Source organism: Azonexus sp., assembly GCF_041909095.1.
Taxonomy (GTDB): domain Bacteria; phylum Pseudomonadota; class Gammaproteobacteria; order Burkholderiales; family Rhodocyclaceae; genus Azonexus.
On the sequence record NZ_JAYREB010000014.1, the window covers coordinates 34,281 to 53,411 of the forward strand.

The window sequence follows — 19,131 nt, forward strand, 5'->3', positions numbered from 1 at the left end:
ATGCGCCCCTCAGTGTCCGCCGAGCATGTTTTCGGCGCCATCCTTGTCGTGGATGGCGAAGCGGTCGAGCATGGTGGCGCTGGCTTCGTTGAGTCCGATGATGTCGACCTCGACGCCTTCGCGGCGGAATTTCAGCACGACTTTGTCGAGGGCGCTGACGGCGGTGATGTCCCAGAAATGGGCTTTCGAGACATCAATGACCACCTTCTCGATGACTTCCTTGAAGTCGAAGGAGGCGACGAAGCGGTCGGCCGAAGCAAAGAAGATCTGGCCGGAGAATTTATATACGCGGGCGCGACCTTCGTCCTCGGAGTTGGAGCGGACACTGAACAGCAGTGCCACCTTGTGGGCGAAGAAGAAGCCGGAAAGCAGCACGCCGACGCCGACGCCCTTGGCCAGGTCGTGGGTGAACACGGTGACGATCACGGTCGCCACCATGACCACGCTGGAGCTCGCCGGGTGCTCGCGGAGGTTGCGGATCGAGGCCCAGTTGAAGGTGCCGATCGAGACCATGATCATCACCGCGACCAGCGCCGCCATCGGAATCTTCGCCACCCAGTCGCCGACCAGCATCAACAGCGCCAGCAGGAAAACGCCGGCAGCGAAGGTCGACAGCCGGCCACGCCCGCCCGATTTCACGTTGATCACCGACTGACCGATCATTGCGCAGCCGGCCATGCCGCCGATGCAGCCGGCGGCGATGTTGGCGACGCCCTGGCCGACGCATTCGCGGTTCTTGTTGCTGCTGGTGTCGGTCAGGTCATCGACGATGGTTGCCGTCATCAGCGATTCGAGCAGGCCGACCACCATCAGTGTCAGCGAGTACGGGAAGATGATGGTGAAAGTCTCCCAGTTGAGCGGTACGTCGGGCAGCAGGAAAATCGGCAGGCTGTCCGGCAGTTGGCCCATGTCGCCGACGGTGCGGATGTCGAGATTGAGGAAGAGGGCGACGGCGGTCATCACGACGATGGTCACCAGCGGCGACGGCACGGCTTTGGTGATGTACGGGAACAGGTAAATGATGCCCAGCCCGGCGGCGGTCATTGCATAGACATGCCAGGTGACATTGATCAGTTCTGGCAGTTGCGCCATGAAGATCAGGATGGCTAGCGCATTGACGAAACCGGTAACCACCGAGCGCGAGACGAAGCGCATCAGCGCGCCGAGATTGATCCAGCCGGCGATGATCTGCAGCACACCGGTGAGCAGTGTCGCGGCGAGCAGGTATTCCAGGCCGTGCTGCTTGACCAGCGTCACCATGACCAGTGCCATGGCACCGGTGGCCGCCGAGATCATGCCCGGCCGGCCGCCGACGAAGGAAATCACCACGGCGATGCAGAACGAGGCGTACAGCCCGACCTTGGGGTCGACGCCGGCGATGATGGAAAAGGCGATGGCTTCGGGAATCAGCGCCAGCGCGACGACAAGGCCGGCCAGCAGATCGTTGCGGACGTTGGAAAACCAGTCCTGCTTGAGGGAACTCAGCATGATGAATTGTCTTTGTGTTGCCGCAGCGGGTGCGGTGTTGGGGGATTGCAGCAGGTGCATCCGGGCGGGCGGATGGCGGAACAGCGGGTAGCGCGGTGCGAGCCGGGATTCGGCGCTGGGGCGGAATGCAGGGGGCTCGCAGGCGGGAAACTACACGGGTGGAACTCCGGCTGTTCGGGAAAGGACCGGCGATTTTAGCGTGCTTGTTGCGGTGCAGCAATCAGGCTTTGCTTTATCGCCAGCCGTCGCTCGCCGTTGTTTGGTGTGTCGCGCGGATCAAGGCGGAGGTGCGAGATGCCACAATAGCCTATGCTGCTGGCGCGGGAGTGCTATGAGATAAAATGCTTTGTCATACTTTGGTGTCGGTGAGAAATCGAGCTATCTATCACGACAAGGAGGGTGGAAATGAGTGTTGAGGAGTTGCTGGCCCCCTGGCAGACGGTCAATGCTGCCCTCGGTTTGTCCGGTCCGGTGCGCGACGAAGCGCATCATGCGCAGTTGCTGGCATTTGTGGACGAGGCGTTTGCCCGTTTTGGCAACGACGATCAGCATCCGATTTTTACACTGGTTTCCCTGGTTGCCGACCGTATCCGCGAATACGAAGAGCGCACCCATCCCTGGCCGGACAATTCCACACCCGCCAGCCGTCTGGCTTTCCTGATGGAAAGCCATGGCCTGAATCAGAAGGACTTGCCCGAAGTGGCGACGCAGTCGGTGATTTCCGAGATCCTGTCGGGCAAGCGGCAGATCAATCTGCGTCAGGCTACGGCCTTGGCCAAACGCTTCGGTGTGCCGTTGGAACTGTTCGTCGATTGAAAATCGGCATGGCTGGCCTTCAGCGCCAGCCCTCAACCGCCATCTTGCGGCGCAGGAAGGCGATCTGCGTCTGCAGCGGCAACTGTTTGGGGCAGAAGTCGTGGCAGCCGAGCAGGCTCATGCAGCCGAAGACGCCGTTGTCGTCGCCGATCAGCTCGAAAAAATCGGCGTCGCTGCGCGTGTCGCGCGGGTCGAGGCGGAAGCGGGCGATCTTGTTGAGGCCGACGGCGCCGACAAAGTCCTCGCGCATCTGCGCCGTGCCGCAGGCGGCGATGCAGCAGCCGCATTCGACGCAGCGGTCGAGTTCGTAGATCGCCTCGGCGAGCGCCGGTTCCATGCGCGTTTCGAGGGCGTCGAGGTCGACTGGCTGTGCCTGGGCGATCCAGGTCTGCAGGCGTTCGGCGGTGCCGCGCATCCACTTGCCGGTGTTCACCGAAAGGTCGCCGATCAGCTCGAAGAAGGGGAGCGGCGCCAGCACGATGCGCGGGCCGCAGTCGCGGGTCAGGGTGCGGCAGGCGAGTGCCGGCCGGCCGTCGACCAGCATCGCGCAACTGCCGCAGATGCCGGCGCGGCAGACGAAGTCGAACTGCAGCGAGGAGTCCTGGCTGGCGCGGATTTCGTTGAGCGCGATGAACAGCGTCATGCCGTCGCTTTCGTCGATCGCGAAATCCTGCAGGTAGGGTGCGATTGCCGGCGTCGCCGGGTTGTAGCGCAGGATCTGCAGGGTCAGGCGGCGTTGCCGCGACGGGCGGTCGGACTTGCGCAGCAGCGGGATCATGCGGGGTCTCCGAGGCGGGCGTTGGCGCCACGCAGGTGTGGCGGCAGCAGGTCGCGGAAGGGCAGCAGGGCATCCTGCACGGTGTGGCGGTCGGCGCCGGCGAGGCGGGCACGGATCGCGTCGACTTCGGCCTGGCGGGCGGTGGTCAGCGGGTGCTCGATGGCGTCGCGCGCCCCGTAGCCGCGCCAGCCGGGTGGCAGTTCCATGCGCGTGACGTCGAGCGCCTCGTAGGCAAGTGCCGGCAGCGTCAGCTCGGGGTCGGGCCAGGTGGCCAGCGTGCGTTTCAGCCAGTCGGCGTCGTTACGGCGCGGGAAGTCCTCGCGGAAATGGGCGCCGCGGCTTTCGGTGCGCTGCAATGCGCCCCAGGCGACGCACAGCGCCAGCTTGAGCATCTTCCGCAGGCGCCAGGCCTGGGTCAGTTCCGGGTTGGCGCCCGGCCGGCTGCTGCGCAGGCCGAGGTCCTGGCTGCGCCGCAGCAGGCCCTGCAAGGTGTCGACCGCGGTGTGCAGGGCGTCGCCGTGGCGGACGATGCCGACGCGGGCGGTCATTGTCGCCTGCATCTCGCGCAGCAGCAGGGCGGCGTTTTCCTTGCCGCGGCTTTCGGCGAGGCCGGTGAATTCGGCCTGCGCCCGTTCGAAGCAGCGACGGATCAGAGCGGTCGAGACGGTCAGTTCGCCGGCCGGCGTGGCGCAGAAATCAGCGATCGCCTCGCCGACGATCATCCCGGAAACCACCGTTTCGGCGACCGAGTTGCCGCCCAGCCGGTTGAAACCGTGCAGGTCCCAGCAGGCGGCCTCGCCGCAGGCGAACAGGCCCTTGAGGCCGCGCGCCGCGCCGTGCGCGTCGGTGCGGATGCCGCCCATCGAATAATGCTGGGCCGGGCGCACCGGGATCCACTGTCTGGCCGGGTCGATGCCGAGGAAATACTGGCTGATTTCCTTCACCTCGCGCAGCTTGCGCTCGATGTGGGCGGCGCCGAGCAGCGTGATGTCCAGCCACAGATGCTCGCCGTACGGGTGGGCGACGCCCTTGCCGGCGCGGATGTGCGCTTCCATGCGGCGCGAGACGACGTCGCGCGACGCCAGTTCCTTCTTCTCCGGCTCGTAGTCGGGCATGAAGCGGTGGCCGTCAACGTCGCGCAACAGCCCGCCGTCGCCGCGGCAGCCTTCGGTGACCAGGATGCCGGCGGGAAAGATCGCGGTCGGGTGGAACTGCACCGCCTCCATGTTGGCGAGCGGCACGACGCCGGTGTCGAGGGCGATGGCGGCGCCGATCCCTTCGTTGATCACGGCGTTGGTGGTGACCTGGTAGAGGCGGCCGAAACCGCCGCTGGCGATACAGGTGGCGCGGGCGACGTAGGCGGAAAGCCGGCCGTTCGTCAGGTCGCGGACGATGGCGCCGTGGCAGCGTTCGCCGTCGTGGATCAGCGCCACCGCCTCGCGCCGCTCATGGACCGGGATGCCGGCGGCGATGCTCTGGTCGCTGACTGTGTACAGCATGGCGTGGCCGGTGCCGTCGGCGACGTAGCAGGTGCGCCACTGGCGGGTGCCGCCGAAATCGCGGGCGGTGATCAGGCCGTGGGCGGCGGCGTTTTCCTCGATCACGACCGGCTTGCCGTCGACGATCGCGGTCCGTGCGCCGGCCTCGACCCGGTTCCACGGCACGCCCCAGGCCGCCAGCTCGCGCACCGCCTTCGGCGCGACGTGGGCAAACATGCGCGCCACTTCCTGGTCGCAGCCCCAGTCGCTGCCGCGCACCGTGTCCTCGAAATGCACATCCTCGTTGTCACCGGCACCGCGCGCCGCGTTGGCCAGGCTGGCCTGCATGCCGCCCTGGGCGGCGGCCGAGTGCGAACGCTTGGGCGGCACCAGGCTGAGGACGATCACTTCGCGGCCGCGCTTCCTCGCCGCCAGCGCGGCGCGCAGCCCGGCCAGTCCGCCGCCGATGACGAGGACGTCGCTATGGATGATTTCCATCGTCAGCTCCCGGCGCTGGCGCTGGGAGGGGGCAGGTAGCGCTCGCCAGCGTGTGCGGCGTGGTTGCGGCCGAGGTCGACGTAGGCGAGCAGGGTGACCAGGCCGAGGCTGACGAAAAAGGCAGTGAACACATGGCGCACCCGGCGCAGGCGCAGGCGGCCATGGTTCGGTTCGTCGCCTATAAACCAGCCCCACTTGAGGGCCAGGCGGTAGAGACCGATGCCGCCGTGGACTTCGGCGACAAACAGCAGGGCCAGGTAGATCGGCCACATACGGCCGCTCCAGACGCGGTCCGCCGATTCGTAGGGGCCGATCAGCGCCGGCTGGCTGAGCATGTCGTAAAGGTGGATGGTGGTCAGGAAAAAGAGGATGAAACCGCTCACCACCTGCAGCCACCACAGGCTGGTATCGACGTGGCGCAGCCGCTGGCGGTGAGCGGCAAAGGCGCTGTGCTGGCGGTAGCTCGCCGGAAACTTGCGCAGCGCCAGCCAGGCATGGACGATCAGCAGTCCGGTGACGCCGGCCGCGACCAGCGAAACCAGCCACGGATGCGGGGTGCCGAACAGCCATTCGCCCTCGAAGAAGCGGGCGACGCGGTAGAACATTTCCTGGCTGACCAGGATGCTGGCGACGAAAGCCATGTGGGCAACCAGGAAGAGCGCCAGGGCGAGGCCGGAAATCCCCTGCAGCAGATCGAGCCGGGCCGGCCAGCGGCTGGCGGTCAGGGTTTGCCGCTGACCCGGCTGGGCCTGCCCGGCGTTGGGCGAGGCGAGACTGTCGGGAGCGACCGGCAGCGGCGGCGGTAAAGCGGGCTTGGCGTACTGGCGCATGGCTGACTTCCTCTTGTTGGATAACCGCAGCTTGTCGTTATGGCGAAAATCTAGCACGAAAGCGTCCGGGTTTTGTCAAAAATTTGTGCGGCGCAACAAACGTAATTCTCGGATTCGTTGAATGTTTCTCAATTGTTGCGTCGAAAGATGTTGCGATGCACCACGGCTGGGCGGGGTGCCGCCGGCCGCCTTCTGTTAAGATGCCGCGGGCTGCTGCCGCTCCTCTTCTTCGTTCGCCCGACCATCGCCTTGTCCACCCTCCAGGAAATCTTCGCTCCCGACGGCCCGTTCGCCCGCGCCATCGACGGTTATCGCGTGCGTCCGCAGCAGGTCGAGATGGCCGAGCGCATCGCGGCGGCGATCAAGGACAACGCGGTGTTCATCGCCGAGGCCGGCACCGGCACCGGCAAGACCTTCGCCTACCTGGTGCCGGCGCTCAAATCGCACGGCAAGGTGATCGTCTCCACCGGCACCAAGACCTTGCAGGACCAGCTCTACAACAAGGATCTGCCGATGGTGCGCGAGATCCTCAAGGCGCCGGTGCGCACCGCGCTGTTGAAGGGGCGGGCCAACTACGTCTGTCCCTACCACCTCAACCGCTCGCTCGCCGACGGCCGCTTCCTGAGCCGTGAGGACGCCGCCGACGCGCGCCGCATCGCCGCCTTCGCCAAGATCACGCAGAGCGGCGACAAGGCCGAATGCAACGAGGTCAACGAGAATTCGCCGGTGTGGAACCACGCCACCTCGACGCGCGACAACTGCCTCGGCCAGGAATGCCCGGACTACAAGACCTGCTTCGTCATGCAGGCGCGCAAGGAGGCGATGGCCGCCGACCTGGTCGTCGTCAATCACCATCTCTTCTTCGCCGACGTCATGCTGCGCGACGAAGGCATGGCCGAACTGCTGCCGGCCTGCAACACGGTGATCTTCGACGAAGCGCACCAGTTGCCGGAGGTGGCGACGCTGTTCTTCGGCGACAGCCTGTCCACGGCGCAGGTGCTCGACCTCTGCCGCGACGCCCGGGCAGAAGGCCTGACCCACGCCCGCGACTGCCTCGACCTGACGCCGCTCTCGAAAGCGGTGGAAAAGGCGGCGCGCGACCTGCGCCTGGCGGTCGGTGTCGATGCCGGCCGCTTCGCCGCCGCCCAGTTGCAGGAGAAGGCGGAATTCGCGCCGGCGCTGGCGGCGCTCGAAAGCGAGCTGGAGAAGTTCGTCGCACTGCTCGAAACCCAGGCCAGCCGCGCCGAAGGCCTGGAAAAGTGCTGGCAGCGGGCGAGCGAACTGCGCGAGCGGGTCAGCCGCTGGCGCAAGCCGGTCGACGCCGGTTTTGTCTATTGGGCCGAAGCCTTCAACCAGTCGCTGCAACTCAATGCGACGCCGCTCGACGTCGCCGGCATCTTCCGCAAGCAGATGGGCGGCCACCCGCGCGCCTGGATCTTCACCTCGGCAACGCTCGCCGTGCAGGGCAAGTTTCACCACTACTGCGCCGAACTCGGCCTCGGCGAGCCGGAATCCGCCTGCTGGCACAGTCCCTTCGACTACGGCGAACAGGCCGTGCTCTACGCGCCGCTCGGCATGCCCGACCCGAACGCCTTCCACTACACCGAAACGGTGGTCGACGCCGCCTGGCCGGCGGTGAAGGCCGCCAACGGCGGCGCCTTCTTCCTGTGCACCAGCCTGCGCGCGATGCGCCGCACGCACGAACTGCTCAAGGCGAAGATCGACGACGAAGGCCTCGAGCTGCCGCTGCTGGTTCAGGGCGAGGCGAGCAAGAACGAGTTGCTGCAGCGCTTCCGCTTCCACGGCAACGCCATCCTGGTCGGCAGCCAGAGCTTCTGGGAAGGCGTCGACGTGCGCGGCGAGGCCTTGTCGCTGGTCGTCATCGACAAGATTCCCTTCGCGCCGCCCGACGACCCGGTGCTCGCGGCGCGCATCGACGAGATGAAGAAGCAGGGGCGCAACGCCTTCATCGAATACCAGTTGCCGCGCGCCGTGATCAACGTCAAGCAGGGCGCCGGCCGGCTGATCCGCGACGAATCCGACAAGGGCGTGCTGATGATCTGCGATCCACGACTCATCTCGAAGCCGTACGGGCGCAAGGTCTGGCAAAGTCTGCCGGCGATGAAACGAACCCGCGAACTGCAGGTCGTCCTCGATTTTTTTGCCAACAGATGAAAACCACTTTCGACCAGCTCGCGGCGCGTCAGCCGCAACTCTTCTCCGCCGCCGATATCCGTGTCGACAAGGCACAGCTCGAAGCCATGGCCGAGCTGGTCGGCGCCATCGAAACGGTGCTGGCCTTGCCCGCCTTGCGTGCCGAAGCGCTCGCCAGGGCGCCGGAAAGTGCCCGCGTGCCAAGCGCCGCGCGCGGCGTCTTCATGGGCTACGACTTCCACCTGACCGCGGCCGGCCCGAAGCTGATCGAGATCAACACCAACGCCGGCGGCGGCCTGCTCAACGCCTACCTGCTCGCCGCCCATGGCCGGGCCGACGACGGTGCCGCGCTGCTCGCCGCGATCCTCGACATGTTCCTCGCCGAATGGCGGCTGGCCCGCGGCGACGCGCCGCTGCGCCGCATCGCCATCGTCGACGAGGCGCCGGCCGGGCAGTTCCTGGCGCCGGAATTCGAACTCTGCCGCGACCTCTTCGCAGTGAATGGCATCGCCGCCGTCATCGCCGATCCGGCCGATTTCGTCTACGCCGACGGCGAACTCCGGCTGGCCGGCGAAGCGGTCGACCTGATCTACAACCGGCTGACCGATTTCTACCTCGAAGGCGAGTCCTGCCGCGCCATCCGCGCCGCCTGCCTGGCCGGCGCCGTGGTCCTGACGCCGCACCCGGCGGCACACGCGACGCATGCCGACAAGCGCCACCTGATGACCTTGTCCGACCCGGAAAAACTCGCCGCGCTCGGTGTCGACGCTGAAACGCAGCGCATCCTGCTGGCCGGTGTGCCGCGCACCGTGACGGTCGATCCGGCCGACGCCGATGCCTTGTGGGCCGGGCGCAAGCGCTGGTTCTTCAAGCCGCCGGCCGGCTTCGGCAGCCGCGCCGCCTATCGTGGTGACAAGCTCACTAAGCGCGTCTTCGACGAAATCCTCGCCGGCCATTACATCGCTCAGGAAATCGCGCCGCCGTCCGAACACCAGGTGCTCGTCAATGGCGAAACGCAGACGATGAAGGCCGATTTCCGCTGCTATGTGTACGACGGCCGTGTCCAGTGCGTCGCCGCCCGCCTGTACCAGGGGCAGACGACCAACTTCCGCACCCCGGGCGGCGGCTTCGCGCCGGTGTTCGCGGCCTGAACGGGTAGAATTTGGCCATGAAAGTTTTTGGCATCGCCGGCTGGTCCGGCTCCGGCAAGACGACGCTGCTGGAAAAGCTGATTCCGGCGCTGATCGCGCGCGGCCTCAAGGTCTCGGTGATCAAGCATGCGCACCACGGATTCGACATCGACAAGCCGGGCAAGGATTCGTACAGCCACCGCGCGGCTGGCGCTGCCGAGGTCATGCTCGCCTGCGGCACGCGCTGGGCGTTGATGCACGAATGCCGGGACGAGCCCGAACCGCAACTGGCCGAACTGCTGGCCCGGCTGGCGCCGTGCGACCTGGTGCTGGTCGAGGGCTTCAAGCAGGAACCGGTGCCCAAGCTGGAAGTCCATCGGCCGGCCCACGGTAAGTCGCCGCTCTTTGCCGAACGCGACGACATCGTCGCCGTCGCCAGCGACGCAGCCATTGCCGCGCCCATCCCGGTGCTGCCGCTCAACGATATCGCCGCGGTCGCCGAATTCATCATCGGCCACTGCCAACTCAAGGTCTGACCATGCTCAGTTACGAACAAGCGCTCGAACAACTGCTCGCCGCCGCCCGGCCGGTCGAGGAAATCCGCCATGTGCCGCTGACCGCCGCGGCCGGCCGCGTGTTGGCGCAGGCGCTGGTGTCGGCGGTCAATGTGCCGCCGCTCGACAATTCGGCGATGGACGGCTACGCCGTGCGCCTGGCCGATGTGGCGCAGGCCGGCGTCACGCTGCCGGTCAGCCAGCGCATTCCCGCCGGCACGGTCGGCAGCGAGCTGCAGCCCGGCACCGCCGCCCGCATCTTCACCGGTGCGCCGGTGCCGACGGGTTGCGACGCGGTGATCATGCAGGAGCGCTGTGCTGCCGGCGATGGCGTCGTCACCCTCAACCATGTTCCGCGCGCTGGCGAGAACATCCGCCGCTGCGGCGAGGACATCGCCACCGGCAACGAAATCCTGCCCGCCGGCATCCGCCTGCGCGCCCAGGAAATTGCACTCGCCGCTTCGGCCGGCCTGCCCGAGCTGCCGGTGCATCGCCGCGTGCGTGTCGGCATCTTCTTCACCGGCGACGAACTGGTCCAGCCCGGCGAGCCGCTGCCGCCCGGCGCCATCTACAACTCCAACCGCTACGCGCTGCGCGCGCTGCTCGAAGGCCTGGGCTGCGAAGTGCGCGACCTCGGCAGCGTGCCCGACCGTCTCGACGCCACCCGTGACGCGCTGCGCCGCGCTGCCGCCGACAACGACCTGATCGTCACCAGCGGTGGCGTCTCGGTCGGCGAGGAAGACCACGTCAAACCGGCGGTTGAAGCCGAAGGCCGTCTCGACATGTGGAAGATCGCGATCAAGCCGGGCAAGCCGCTGGCTTTCGGCGAAGTCAACAAACCGGAAGGCGGTAGCGCCTGGTTCCTCGGCCTGCCGGGCAACCCGGTCGCCGCCTTCGTCACCTGCCTGATGCTGGTGCGCCCCTTCATCCTGCGCCTGCAGGGCGTTGCCGAGGTGCGCCCCAAGGTGCTGCCGCTGACTGCCGATTTCACCTGGAGCCGGCCGGACAGCCGCCTCGAATTCCTGCGCGCGCGGATCAACGCCGCCGGCCGCGTCGAGCTTTACCCGAACCAGGGCTCCGCCGTCGTCACCTCGCTGTGCTGGAGCGACGGGCTGGTCCTCAACCCGCCAGGACAGGCGGTTCAAGCGGGCGACAGCGTCCGTTTCGTCACTTTTGCGGAGTTGCTGGCATGAGCGTGAACATCCTTTACTTCGCCAGCCTGCGCGAAGCCTTCGGCACCGCCGGCGAGGCCATCGAGTTACCGGCCGGCGTCGCCAGCGTCGGCCAGTTGCGCGACTGGCTGGTCGGCCAGGGCCGGACCGAACTCGCCACCGCCAAGAACCTGCGCTGCGCAGTCAATCAGGAAATGGCCAAGGCCGACGCCGCGATCCGCGATGGCGACGAAATCGCCTTTTTCCCGCCCGTGACCGGCGGCTGAACCGGGCTGGCCGTGCGCAATCAAGCAGCGACGATCCTGGATCATCTTCCCGACCGACTTGCTTCGCTGCGGGAATCGGTTGTCGTCGAATGCAAACTGGCTGGCGGACAGGATGGCAAGGGGCGTTTGCCGGAGGATTTCTGGCCGACCTACAGTGCCTTTGCCAACACCGAAGGCGGCATCATCCTGCTGGGCCTTCGGGAGCGGCGGGAGGGTTTTGAACTGGCCGGAATCGACAACCCGGCCAAGGTGCGCAGCGAATTGTTCAACAACCTGAACAATCGGCAAAAGGTCAGCAGCAACCTGCTGACTGACGCCGATGTCGAGGAAATCGACATCGCCGGCAAGACCCTGTTGGCGATCCGCGTGCCACGGGCCAGCCGGCAGCAGCGACCGGTTCATCTGACGACCAATCCCTTCGGTAACACCTGGCGCCGCTTGAACGACGGCGACCGCGCGCTGGCCGATGAAGACATCAAGCGGATGCTCGCCGAGCAGGTTGAAGACAGTCAGGATACGCGCATCCTGCCGAATTTCGGCCTGCGCGATCTGAATGCCGACAGCCTCAAGGCCTACCGCAATATTTTTCGCGCCGATAAACCGGATCATCCCTGGCTGGCGCTCGACGATCAGGCTTTTCTGCAAATGCTCGGCGGCTGGCGCGAGGACCGTGCCAGCGGGGAAATCGGGCTGACTCGGGCCGGGCTGCTGATGTTCGGGCAATGGCCGGCGATTGCCGAAGCCCTGCCGCTGTACTTCGTCGATTACCAGGAACGTCCGCGTGATTACGCCGAAACCGTGCAATGGCTGGATCGCTTGGTGCCGGACGGTAGTTGGTCAGGTAACCTGTTCGACTTTTACCGCCGCGTGGTGATCAAGCTGACCGCAGATCTGAAAGTGCCCTTCGTGCTGCAGGGCGACACGCGCCAGGACGATACGACCACGCACAAGGCGCTGCGCGAGGCACTGGTCAATGCGCTAGTGCATGCCGATTACAGCGGGCGCGTTTCTGTCCAGGTGGTCAAGGAACCTGCCGGCTTCACCTTCCGCAATCCGGGGGCGCTGCGCATTTCGCCTAGTCAGGCTCTGCAAGGTGGTATCAGCGATTGCCGCAATCGCACGCTGCAGCAGATGTTCCTGATGATCGGCCTGGGCGAGCGCGCCGGTTCGGGCATGTCACGCATCGTCCACGGCTGGCAAGCGCTGGGCCACGGTCTGCAACTGCGTGAGTATTTCGATCCGCAGGAATACACCGTGCTGGAAATGCGCTGGTCTGATGAACTTCTGCAGGACGGTTCACCGAACAGTTCGGTAGAAAGTTCGGTAGAAAGTTCGGTAGAAAGTTCGGTAGAAACTGCGGACAAGATTCTGGGTCTTTTGGCGGAACATTCGACGCTGACGCTTGCGGAACTGGCAAAGTGCCTTAACCTCAGCGTGCGCGCAGTCGAAAAACAGGTTGCCCGACTCAAGGCGCAAGGACGTTTGCGCCGCATCGGCCCGAACAAGGGTGGCCGCTGGGAAGTCTCCGGTGCCTGAAAAACAGTCAAGATAGAACAGAGAGCAAACATGTCCATCCAATGGTATCCCGGTCACATGACCCAGGCCCGCAAGAAAGCGGGCGAGACGCTGGCCATGGCCGATGTCGTCGTCGAAGTGCTCGACGCCCGCCTGCCGCAGGCGTCCAGCAACCCGATGATCCACGAGCTGCGCACCTTCCGTCAGCGCCCCTGCCTGAAGCTGCTGAACAAGGCCGACATCGCCGATCCGGCGGTGACCAAGGCCTGGCTCGATCACTTCGGCAAGCAGCCGGGCGTGATGGCGGTCGCCATCTCCTGCAAGAAGCCCGGTGACGTGGCCAGGATTCCCGGCCTGGCGCAGAAGCTGGCGCCGCACCGCTGCGACGCGGTCAAGCCGCTGCGGCTGATGATCATGGGCATCCCCAACGTCGGCAAATCGACGCTGATGAACGCGCTGGTCAAAAAGAAGGTCGCCGCCGTCGGCGACCAGCCGGCGGTGACCAAGAGCCAGCAGCGCATTGACCTCAGCTCGCGGCTGACCATCTACGACACGCCGGGCATGCTCTGGCCGAAGATCGACCACCCGATCGACGGCCTGATGATGGCCGCCAGCCACTCGGTCGGCGTCAACGCCTACATCGACGACGAAGTCGCCACCTGGCTCGCCGGCTACCTGCTCGACCACTACCCGGCGCTGCTCCAGGCCCGCTACGGCTTCGACCTGCAGGGCATGGACGCGGTCGCCGTCCTTGAAGGCATCGCCCGCAAGCGCGGTTGCCTGATCAAGGGCCGCGGCGGCGAACTCGACCTGGAAAAAGCCGCCGGCATCCTGCTCAACGACTACCGTACCGGCACCCTCGGCCGCATCAGCCTGGAAACCCCGACCCTGCGCGCCGCCCGCCAGGCCGAACTGGAAAGTACGGCGCCGGTCGGCGGCGACGACGCTAGCTGCTAGCTGCCAGCGAGGCGGCGAGGCGGCGAGGTTCAGGACCGGCGTTTCCAGACCGTCGTTTCGCTCAGCGTGTGCTGGTGCTTGCGGCGGGTCTCGCGAATGACGAAAGGTACTGGCAGCGGTCCCTCGACCAGCGTGAAGTGCTCGCCGAGGATGTCCTTCAGGCCGTCGAGCGTGGTGTAGGACTCGCCGTCCTTCTTGAAGCCGCCGATCCATTCCTCGCGCTTGGTGAATTCCTCCAGCCAGGTGTAGGGCGAAGCAAGGACCAGCAGGCCGCCCGGCTTGAGGCGCCCGGCGATGGTTTCCAGGAAGCGGCGCGGCGCGTAGAGACGGTCGATCAGATTGGCGGCCAGGATCAGGTCGAAATCCCGGAAGCCCTCCTTCAGGTTGCACGCGTCGCCCTGCCAGAACGTCACGCGGCCGGCGCTTTCGCTCAGGCCCAGGTTGTCCAGGCGGCGTTCGTGGTAACTGACCAGTTCGCCTTCCTCGGGCAAGGTATAGCGGAGGCTGCCGTTTTCCGCCAGGCGGCTGCCGATCTGGATGAAGCGAGCGGAAAAATCGATGCCGACCACGTGGGCAAAATCCCGCGCCAGCTCGAAACTGGCCCGGCCGGTGGCACAGCCCAGGTCAAGGGCGCGCTGCCATTGGCCATTGCCGTGGCGGCGCTGGGCGTCGCTGGCCAGCCGGGCCATCGCCTGTGGAAAGTTGGGCACGCCAAGTGCCGCGTCGCCGTAATGGAATTCGGCGTACTGCGAAACCATCGTGTCGGTTTCGTAGGCCGACACCGGCTGGCTTGGCGCTGCGTCGCTCACCACGTAGCGGAAGCCGGCATGCTGGAAGAAGTGGCGGCGGAAGGCATAGCGCGAAACGTGGCGGGCTTCGTTGCCGGTGGAAATCCAGCTGCCTCCCTTGATGATGTTGTGCCGCTCGTCGAAGGTCGGACTGGTGAAATCGTCGTAGATCGGATGGACGGCGAAACCATCGAAGGGGTAGGTCGGTGTCTCGCACCACTGCCAGACATTGCCGACGACGTCGCTTAGTTCGCCATGGCGGAAGCGGTCGACCGGACAACTCGATGCCCAGTGGTCGAGATGGAGGTTGGCGGCAGCGGGCGCGTCGTCCGCAAGTCCGCCGGGAAGGGCATGATCGTGCAGGCGGTGCCACTCGTCCTCGCTCGGCAGGCGGACCGGTAATCCGCTCTGTGCCGATTTCCAGCGGCAGAAGGCGCGCGCTTCCAGACAATTGGTTTCCACCGGCCAGTTCCAGGGCATCGCCACTTCCTCGGCGAGCAGACGCAGTTTCCAGCCGTCCGGTGCGTTTGCATCGCGCACCCAGAAGGTGGGGTGGGCGGCCCGGGCATAGGTTTTCCAGGCGGCACCTTCCTCGTCCCAGTAGCTGTCGTCAGCATAGCCACCGGCATCGACGAATTCGCGGAACTCGCCGTTGCTGACCAGGTGACGGGCGGCCCGGAAGGCGCCGATTTCGGCCTGGTGCCAGCCGTATTCGTTGTCCCAGCCGTAGTAGGGATCGGCAAGATCGCGTCCGAGGCTGACCCGGCCGGCGGGAATGTCTAGTAACTCGTTCGCTGGCGCCGCCCCGCGCTCGCGGCAGGGCTGCCAGTCGGGGTGCGGTCTGACGTAGGACAGGGCGTGCTGGCGGATCAGCACCGACGAGGTTTCGAGATGGATGCGCTCGTGCTCGATGCCCATCAGCACCGTCCAGAACGGATCGTTCCAGCCGATGGGGAGGGCAAGGGGCGTCTGCCGGATGACGCCGTCGACCACCGCCCGCGCCCGGGCACGATAGGCGCGGACTTCGGCCACTGTCGGCCAGTCGTAGCGGGAATCGTCGAGATCGTCCCAGCTCATTTCATCGACACCGATGGCAAACATCGATTCGAGGCGGGGGTCGATGCGCTGGTCGATCAGTCCGGCGAGCCGGAACTTGTTGATGAAGAAGGTGGCGGTATGGCCGAAATAGAAGATCAGCGGATGGCGCAGGCTGATCGGTTTGCGGTAGTAAGCCTCGTCGCAGGCGAGCAGCTCAAACAGCGATTCGTAACGGTCGAAGGTGGCGTGGAAATAGTGCAGCAGTTCGGCGCGTTTGGCCTCGCTGTCGTTACCGGTGAGAAGCGGGCTGCGGGGGAATCGGCTGGGCATGGACTCGAACTTTCGGCGAAGCAGGAAGTGGCGTCAGGAATGCACCGCTGGCAGCATCTCGGCATCGACAATGCGGACCCGCAGCAGGCGCTGGAAAAACAGGCTGTTGGGCACCTGTAGCAAGGTCGGCTCGCGGTCGGGCAGGGTTTCGCGGATCGTCGTGTAGATCAGCCGGATGTCCAGCACTTCGCCACCGAGGCCGGGCTTGTCGCCGTTCTCGAGGATTTCGATATGGTCGTGCAGGCGGAAGGGGCGGGTCGTGTAGATCAGCACGGCGCAGAAGATGTTGGACAGCACGCTCCACGCCGCAAAGAAGGCCACCGCAGCGACAGTGGCGAAGCCGGTGACGGCAGTCCACAACACGGCACCGGAAACGTTGAAGCGGTCGAGAACGAGCAGGACAACGCCGATGAAGATGAGAATGCTGGCAAAGCGGCGACCGCCGACGATCAATTCCAGCGGCAGGTTGTGGCTGCGCACGATACGGCCGATGAGCCGGACAATGAAGGCACGCAGCAGGAGTGCGCCAACGATGATGAGGGCGATCTGCAGGCCAAGGTTGATCAGGTCGACCCAGGGATGGGCCCAGTCAGGGAGGTAGTCCTTCATCGCTTCGGGGCAGGCGTTGCGCCGGCAATCTGCATGTTTGTTCTCCTCGTCGTCGCAGCGGTCGATTATCCGGCGACCCGCGGTGGCGATCAAGGCAGCCATCAACGCACGCCGTCCCAGGCAGAAAAAATGCAACGAAGCTAGGCCGCTCCGGGAATTTGCGTCTATAATGCGCGCCGCTGTCGCAACGACGGCAAGATTCCCCGATAGCTCAGTCGGTAGAGCGCCGGACTGTTAATCCGTAGGTCCCTGGTTCGAGCCCAGGTCGGGGAGCCAAGATTCAAGCACTTAGCCCGCTGTCTGGCGGGCTTTTTGCTATCTGAAGGCATTATTGCTGCATTTTTGCTGCAGTCTCCCGCGCGAAATTCGCTGCAGCATCGCGATACTCGATTTTAGGAGTCAGCGATGGCAACCATCACGATGCTCAAGCGTGCCGCTGAACTTCAAGGCTGCACCGTGACCGATTACGTTGTGTCCGCCGTGCAGGATGCAGCGCAACGCGCCATCGAGCAGGCCGAAGTTATCCGTCTGTCCCTGGCGGATCAGGAGTGCTTTGCACAAGCGCTGCTGTCGCCGCCTCAACCGGACCCGGCTCTGGAACGTGCCTTTGTCCGTCGCAGCAAGCTCTTGCGCGCTGAATGAGCGGCGCACCGTTCCAGCTTGCGCCACTCGATGCCGGGTATGGCCGCGCTGTGTTCAACAGCGATTCGGAGCCGCTGAATCGCTACCTGCGGGAACAAGTCACCCAAGACGTTCGCCGCCGCGTGGCCGCTTGTTTCGTGGCCTTGGCCGATGGGCCGCGCATCGCTGGCTATTAAACCTTTGGCCTCGGCAAGCCTGGTGCTGGCCGACCTTCCGGCCAGCACCGGCAAAAAGTTGCCGCGCTATCCGACCGTGCCCGCCATTCGTATGGGCCGCTTGGCTGTTGATCAGGCTTTCAAGGGCCAGGGGCGGAAAGCGACGACGAGATACAGAAGCAATGCCCACGGAGACGACCGGGTAAGCCAAGCCGCCCGGCAAGACGGCGCGCCCGCCGGCGCCACGGCCGCGCTCGGCCGAAAAACGGGGAAAAACGCCCGATCAGGCGTGAAAATCGCCTGATTCTTCAGGCCTCGGTGCCAAATTCGGCATCGCCCGGCAAACTTGCCGGACCTACGGCCCGGTTTCCGGGCTGACGACAAAAAGCTGTTTCCAGAGAAACCGAACCGGGCTTGTTCAACAACCGGTTCAGATCGCGGCTCGCTTCGCGATCACGATCTAACCTTAATCGTTAGAGGTGCCACGCCAGGCCCCCCGAAGCAACGACGAGCAAAGCAAGCGACACCATTACAAAAGCTGAGACATAGCGAATGAAAGGTTTTCGGTGAGGGCGTGCCGCCTCGGAAAGAAAGCGATCTGATGCGAATGCGATTGGACCAAGCGCATATGCCCACAGCGGTGCATTGAAACCTCGAATCAGCGGAACTAAGTGCCGTAAGGCCATAGCCAATAGCACGCACGGTAATGCAAAGACAGCAATCGTGATTCCGATGGCAATTGTGTCGGTCACAAGAGACCTCTATCGCGCAGCGTCCCCTGGACCGCAATGTGTGCGCCCAGCATGGGCGCGATGTAATGGGGTGTAAGTCCCCTGTGGGAGTACCGATCTTGTCGCATGCGATAAGAATAACCACTAGCCGAAGGCAAGGGCAAGCTTGTGAGGGCTTGTCTGAACAATGACTGGCTTCAGCGCCAGAGCGTGCCGAGCATCAAGCAGCTATGGTGCAAGGCACAGGGCTACACGTCTTAGTCGAGCGAGCCATCTCGTTGAACCGCCCACTGCGGACCCGCACGGTGGGTGGTGTGGGGGCCGGGGGAGAGAAACCCCTGGCTACCCGATTAGGAATCACGCGTATGTGGATTGAGATTGGAGTCATTGTCGATCTGACGACACGCGTCGTCGTGAAAAAGATCAGTGGCCATGATGATCGAGTAAGGGTCCCATGTGTCGACGAACTTTGCCGAATTCTTGGACACCGAGTCGGCAGGACTAAAGTACTTACTCTCATAGGTATCTCCAGAGCAGAAGGCAAGGTCGCTACGCTTGATAGTTTGGTCGACGAGATAGCCGGCCTTTTCTTCTTCCTCGGTGATCTCGAGCCAGACACGCTCTTGAGTTTGAACAATTCGAACATCCACGATTGTTGGCTTTAGCCACGCCTTATACTTTTCGGAGAGCTCCTGAAAAATACTTTCCGCACAATAGGCGGACGACGACTCCTTTGGCGGAGAGGAAAGCCCTTGAAGATGTTGAATGGCGAGTCTAAGGGGGTATCTGAAGAACTCACGATTGCCAGATACCCTAAACTCCGACAAATGGTCGTGTAGCTTCTGCTCGAGCTCCTCATGATTCTCTGCGAATAGTTCAAACGCAACTTCAAATGGGGTAGGGACCCCCGTGGTGTGAAGCTCTCGCGCCCGAGCCTTAGAGTCGCGAAAAGTCCGGCCCACTTTAAGAAGACCGGGCATCGAAGAATTCATGAGGATGTAGACGTATCCGGCCGACATGCTGATTCCTAACGTTGCCGCTCAGCCGCCGCCGAAGGCGGTCGGATGCAGCGGCAGGTTGAACGAAGCCGCTACGCGGAGAGTAAACCCACCGCCCACCGCTGATTTATCCTGCATAACGCCTCCGTCATGGTGATGGCGGCGATTTTGCAATACTTCGCGAGGATAGACCAGCATGACCAC

At 64.6% G+C, this 19,131-nt stretch carries 17 protein-coding genes and 1 tRNA gene; 11 read left to right on the forward strand and 7 right to left on the reverse strand.

Translation table 11 applies throughout. The annotated features are described in order from the left end of the window. Nucleotides 1–9 precede the first annotated feature (9 nt). On the reverse strand, nucleotides 10–1,488 hold the full coding sequence (locus ACE3OV_RS17760; protein ID WP_374328838.1) for a SulP family inorganic anion transporter: 1,479 nt from the start codon (nucleotides 1,486–1,488) through the stop codon (nucleotides 10–12). Between the two features lie 420 nt (nucleotides 1,489–1,908). Here ACE3OV_RS17760 and ACE3OV_RS17765 point away from each other — a divergent pair, with 420 nt between their 5' ends. Continuing rightward, nucleotides 1,909–2,304: a type II toxin-antitoxin system HigA family antitoxin gene (locus tag ACE3OV_RS17765; RefSeq protein ID WP_374328839.1), complete on the forward strand. Its 396-nt coding sequence runs from the start codon at nucleotides 1,909–1,911 to the stop codon at nucleotides 2,302–2,304. Nucleotides 2,305–2,323: 19 nt separating this feature from the next. On the opposite strand, the gene ACE3OV_RS17770 is transcribed toward ACE3OV_RS17765, so the two are convergent. Genes ACE3OV_RS17770 through ACE3OV_RS17780 form a run of 3 tightly spaced genes read right to left on the reverse strand, consistent with a single transcriptional unit; the run spans nucleotide 2,324 to nucleotide 5,888 of the window. Beyond that, on the reverse strand, nucleotides 2,324–3,082 hold the full coding sequence (locus ACE3OV_RS17770; RefSeq protein WP_374328840.1) for a fumarate reductase iron-sulfur subunit: 759 nt from the start codon (nucleotides 3,080–3,082) through the stop codon (nucleotides 2,324–2,326). Further along, the gene (locus tag ACE3OV_RS17775; RefSeq protein WP_374328841.1) at nucleotides 3,079–5,058 is read right to left on the reverse strand and encodes a fumarate reductase flavoprotein subunit; all 1,980 of its coding nucleotides are present in this window, start codon (nucleotides 5,056–5,058) and stop codon (nucleotides 3,079–3,081) included. The genes ACE3OV_RS17770 and ACE3OV_RS17775 overlap by 4 nt, the downstream gene beginning before the upstream one ends. A gap of 2 nt (nucleotides 5,059–5,060) precedes the next feature. Beyond that, entirely contained in the window at nucleotides 5,061–5,888 is an 828-nt protein-coding gene (locus ACE3OV_RS17780; protein ID WP_374328842.1) for a fumarate reductase cytochrome b subunit, read from the reverse strand. Nucleotides 5,889–6,137: 249 nt separating this feature from the next. Here ACE3OV_RS17780 and ACE3OV_RS17785 point away from each other — a divergent pair, with 249 nt between their 5' ends. Genes ACE3OV_RS17785 through ylqF form a run of 7 tightly spaced genes read left to right on the forward strand, consistent with a single transcriptional unit; the run spans nucleotide 6,138 to nucleotide 13,636 of the window. Further along, a complete protein-coding gene (locus tag ACE3OV_RS17785) occupies nucleotides 6,138–8,063 on the forward strand; it encodes an ATP-dependent DNA helicase (protein ID WP_374328843.1) in 1,926 nt (641 codons plus the stop codon). After that, nucleotides 8,060–9,193, forward strand: a complete 1,134-nt coding sequence (locus ACE3OV_RS17790; protein ID WP_374328844.1) for a hypothetical protein — start codon at nucleotides 8,060–8,062, stop codon at nucleotides 9,191–9,193. Before ACE3OV_RS17785 ends, ACE3OV_RS17790 begins: the two co-directional genes overlap by 4 nt. Nucleotides 9,194–9,210: 17 nt before the next feature. Then, the gene (gene mobB / locus ACE3OV_RS17795; RefSeq protein ID WP_374328845.1) at nucleotides 9,211–9,708 is read left to right on the forward strand and encodes a molybdopterin-guanine dinucleotide biosynthesis protein B; all 498 of its coding nucleotides are present in this window, start codon (nucleotides 9,211–9,213) and stop codon (nucleotides 9,706–9,708) included. A 2-nt stretch (nucleotides 9,709–9,710) separates the two neighbouring features. Further along, nucleotides 9,711–10,919: a gephyrin-like molybdotransferase Glp gene (glp, locus tag ACE3OV_RS17800; protein WP_374328846.1), complete on the forward strand. Its 1,209-nt coding sequence runs from the start codon at nucleotides 9,711–9,713 to the stop codon at nucleotides 10,917–10,919. Continuing rightward, nucleotides 10,916–11,164 carry a molybdopterin converting factor subunit 1 gene (moaD, locus tag ACE3OV_RS17805; RefSeq protein ID WP_374328847.1) on the forward strand — a complete coding sequence of 83 codons (249 nt, stop codon included), beginning with the start codon at nucleotides 10,916–10,918 and terminating at the stop codon, nucleotides 11,162–11,164. Before glp ends, moaD begins: the two co-directional genes overlap by 4 nt. A 12-nt stretch (nucleotides 11,165–11,176) precedes the next feature. Next, on the forward strand, nucleotides 11,177–12,700 hold the full coding sequence (locus ACE3OV_RS17810; protein ID WP_374328848.1) for an RNA-binding domain-containing protein: 1,524 nt from the start codon (nucleotides 11,177–11,179) through the stop codon (nucleotides 12,698–12,700). A gap of 30 nt (nucleotides 12,701–12,730) precedes the next feature. After that, entirely contained in the window at nucleotides 12,731–13,636 is a 906-nt protein-coding gene (ylqF, locus tag ACE3OV_RS17815) for a ribosome biogenesis GTPase YlqF (RefSeq protein ID WP_374328849.1), read from the forward strand. A gap of 29 nt (nucleotides 13,637–13,665) precedes the next feature. Here the strand turns inward: ylqF and ovoA are convergent, their stop codons facing one another. Both ovoA and ACE3OV_RS17825 read right to left on the reverse strand, forming a co-directional pair. Next, a complete protein-coding gene (gene ovoA, locus ACE3OV_RS17820; protein ID WP_374328850.1) occupies nucleotides 13,666–15,792 on the reverse strand; it encodes a 5-histidylcysteine sulfoxide synthase in 2,127 nt (708 codons plus the stop codon). Nucleotides 15,793–15,825: 33 nt separating this feature from the next. Then, the gene (locus ACE3OV_RS17825; RefSeq protein WP_374328851.1) at nucleotides 15,826–16,503 is read right to left on the reverse strand and encodes a mechanosensitive ion channel domain-containing protein; all 678 of its coding nucleotides are present in this window, start codon (nucleotides 16,501–16,503) and stop codon (nucleotides 15,826–15,828) included. A 98-nt stretch (nucleotides 16,504–16,601) separates the two neighbouring features. Here ACE3OV_RS17825 and ACE3OV_RS17830 point away from each other — a divergent pair. The 3 genes from ACE3OV_RS17830 to ACE3OV_RS17840 all read left to right on the forward strand — a co-directional run bounded on the left by ACE3OV_RS17830 (nucleotide 16,602) and on the right by ACE3OV_RS17840 (nucleotide 17,502). Further along, nucleotides 16,602–16,677 (forward strand) — tRNA-Asn (locus ACE3OV_RS17830). A gap of 129 nt (nucleotides 16,678–16,806) precedes the next feature. Further along, entirely contained in the window at nucleotides 16,807–17,043 is a 237-nt protein-coding gene (locus ACE3OV_RS17835; RefSeq protein WP_374328852.1) for a DUF1778 domain-containing protein, read from the forward strand. Nucleotides 17,044–17,193: 150 nt separating this feature from the next. Then, the gene (locus ACE3OV_RS17840; protein WP_374328853.1) at nucleotides 17,194–17,502 is read left to right on the forward strand and encodes a hypothetical protein; all 309 of its coding nucleotides are present in this window, start codon (nucleotides 17,194–17,196) and stop codon (nucleotides 17,500–17,502) included. 777 nt (nucleotides 17,503–18,279) lie between these two features. Here ACE3OV_RS17840 and ACE3OV_RS17845 read toward each other — a convergent pair. Continuing rightward, nucleotides 18,280–18,948, reverse strand: a complete 669-nt coding sequence (locus ACE3OV_RS17845; RefSeq protein WP_374328854.1) for a GIY-YIG nuclease family protein — start codon at nucleotides 18,946–18,948, stop codon at nucleotides 18,280–18,282. Nucleotides 18,949–19,131 lie beyond the last annotated feature (183 nt).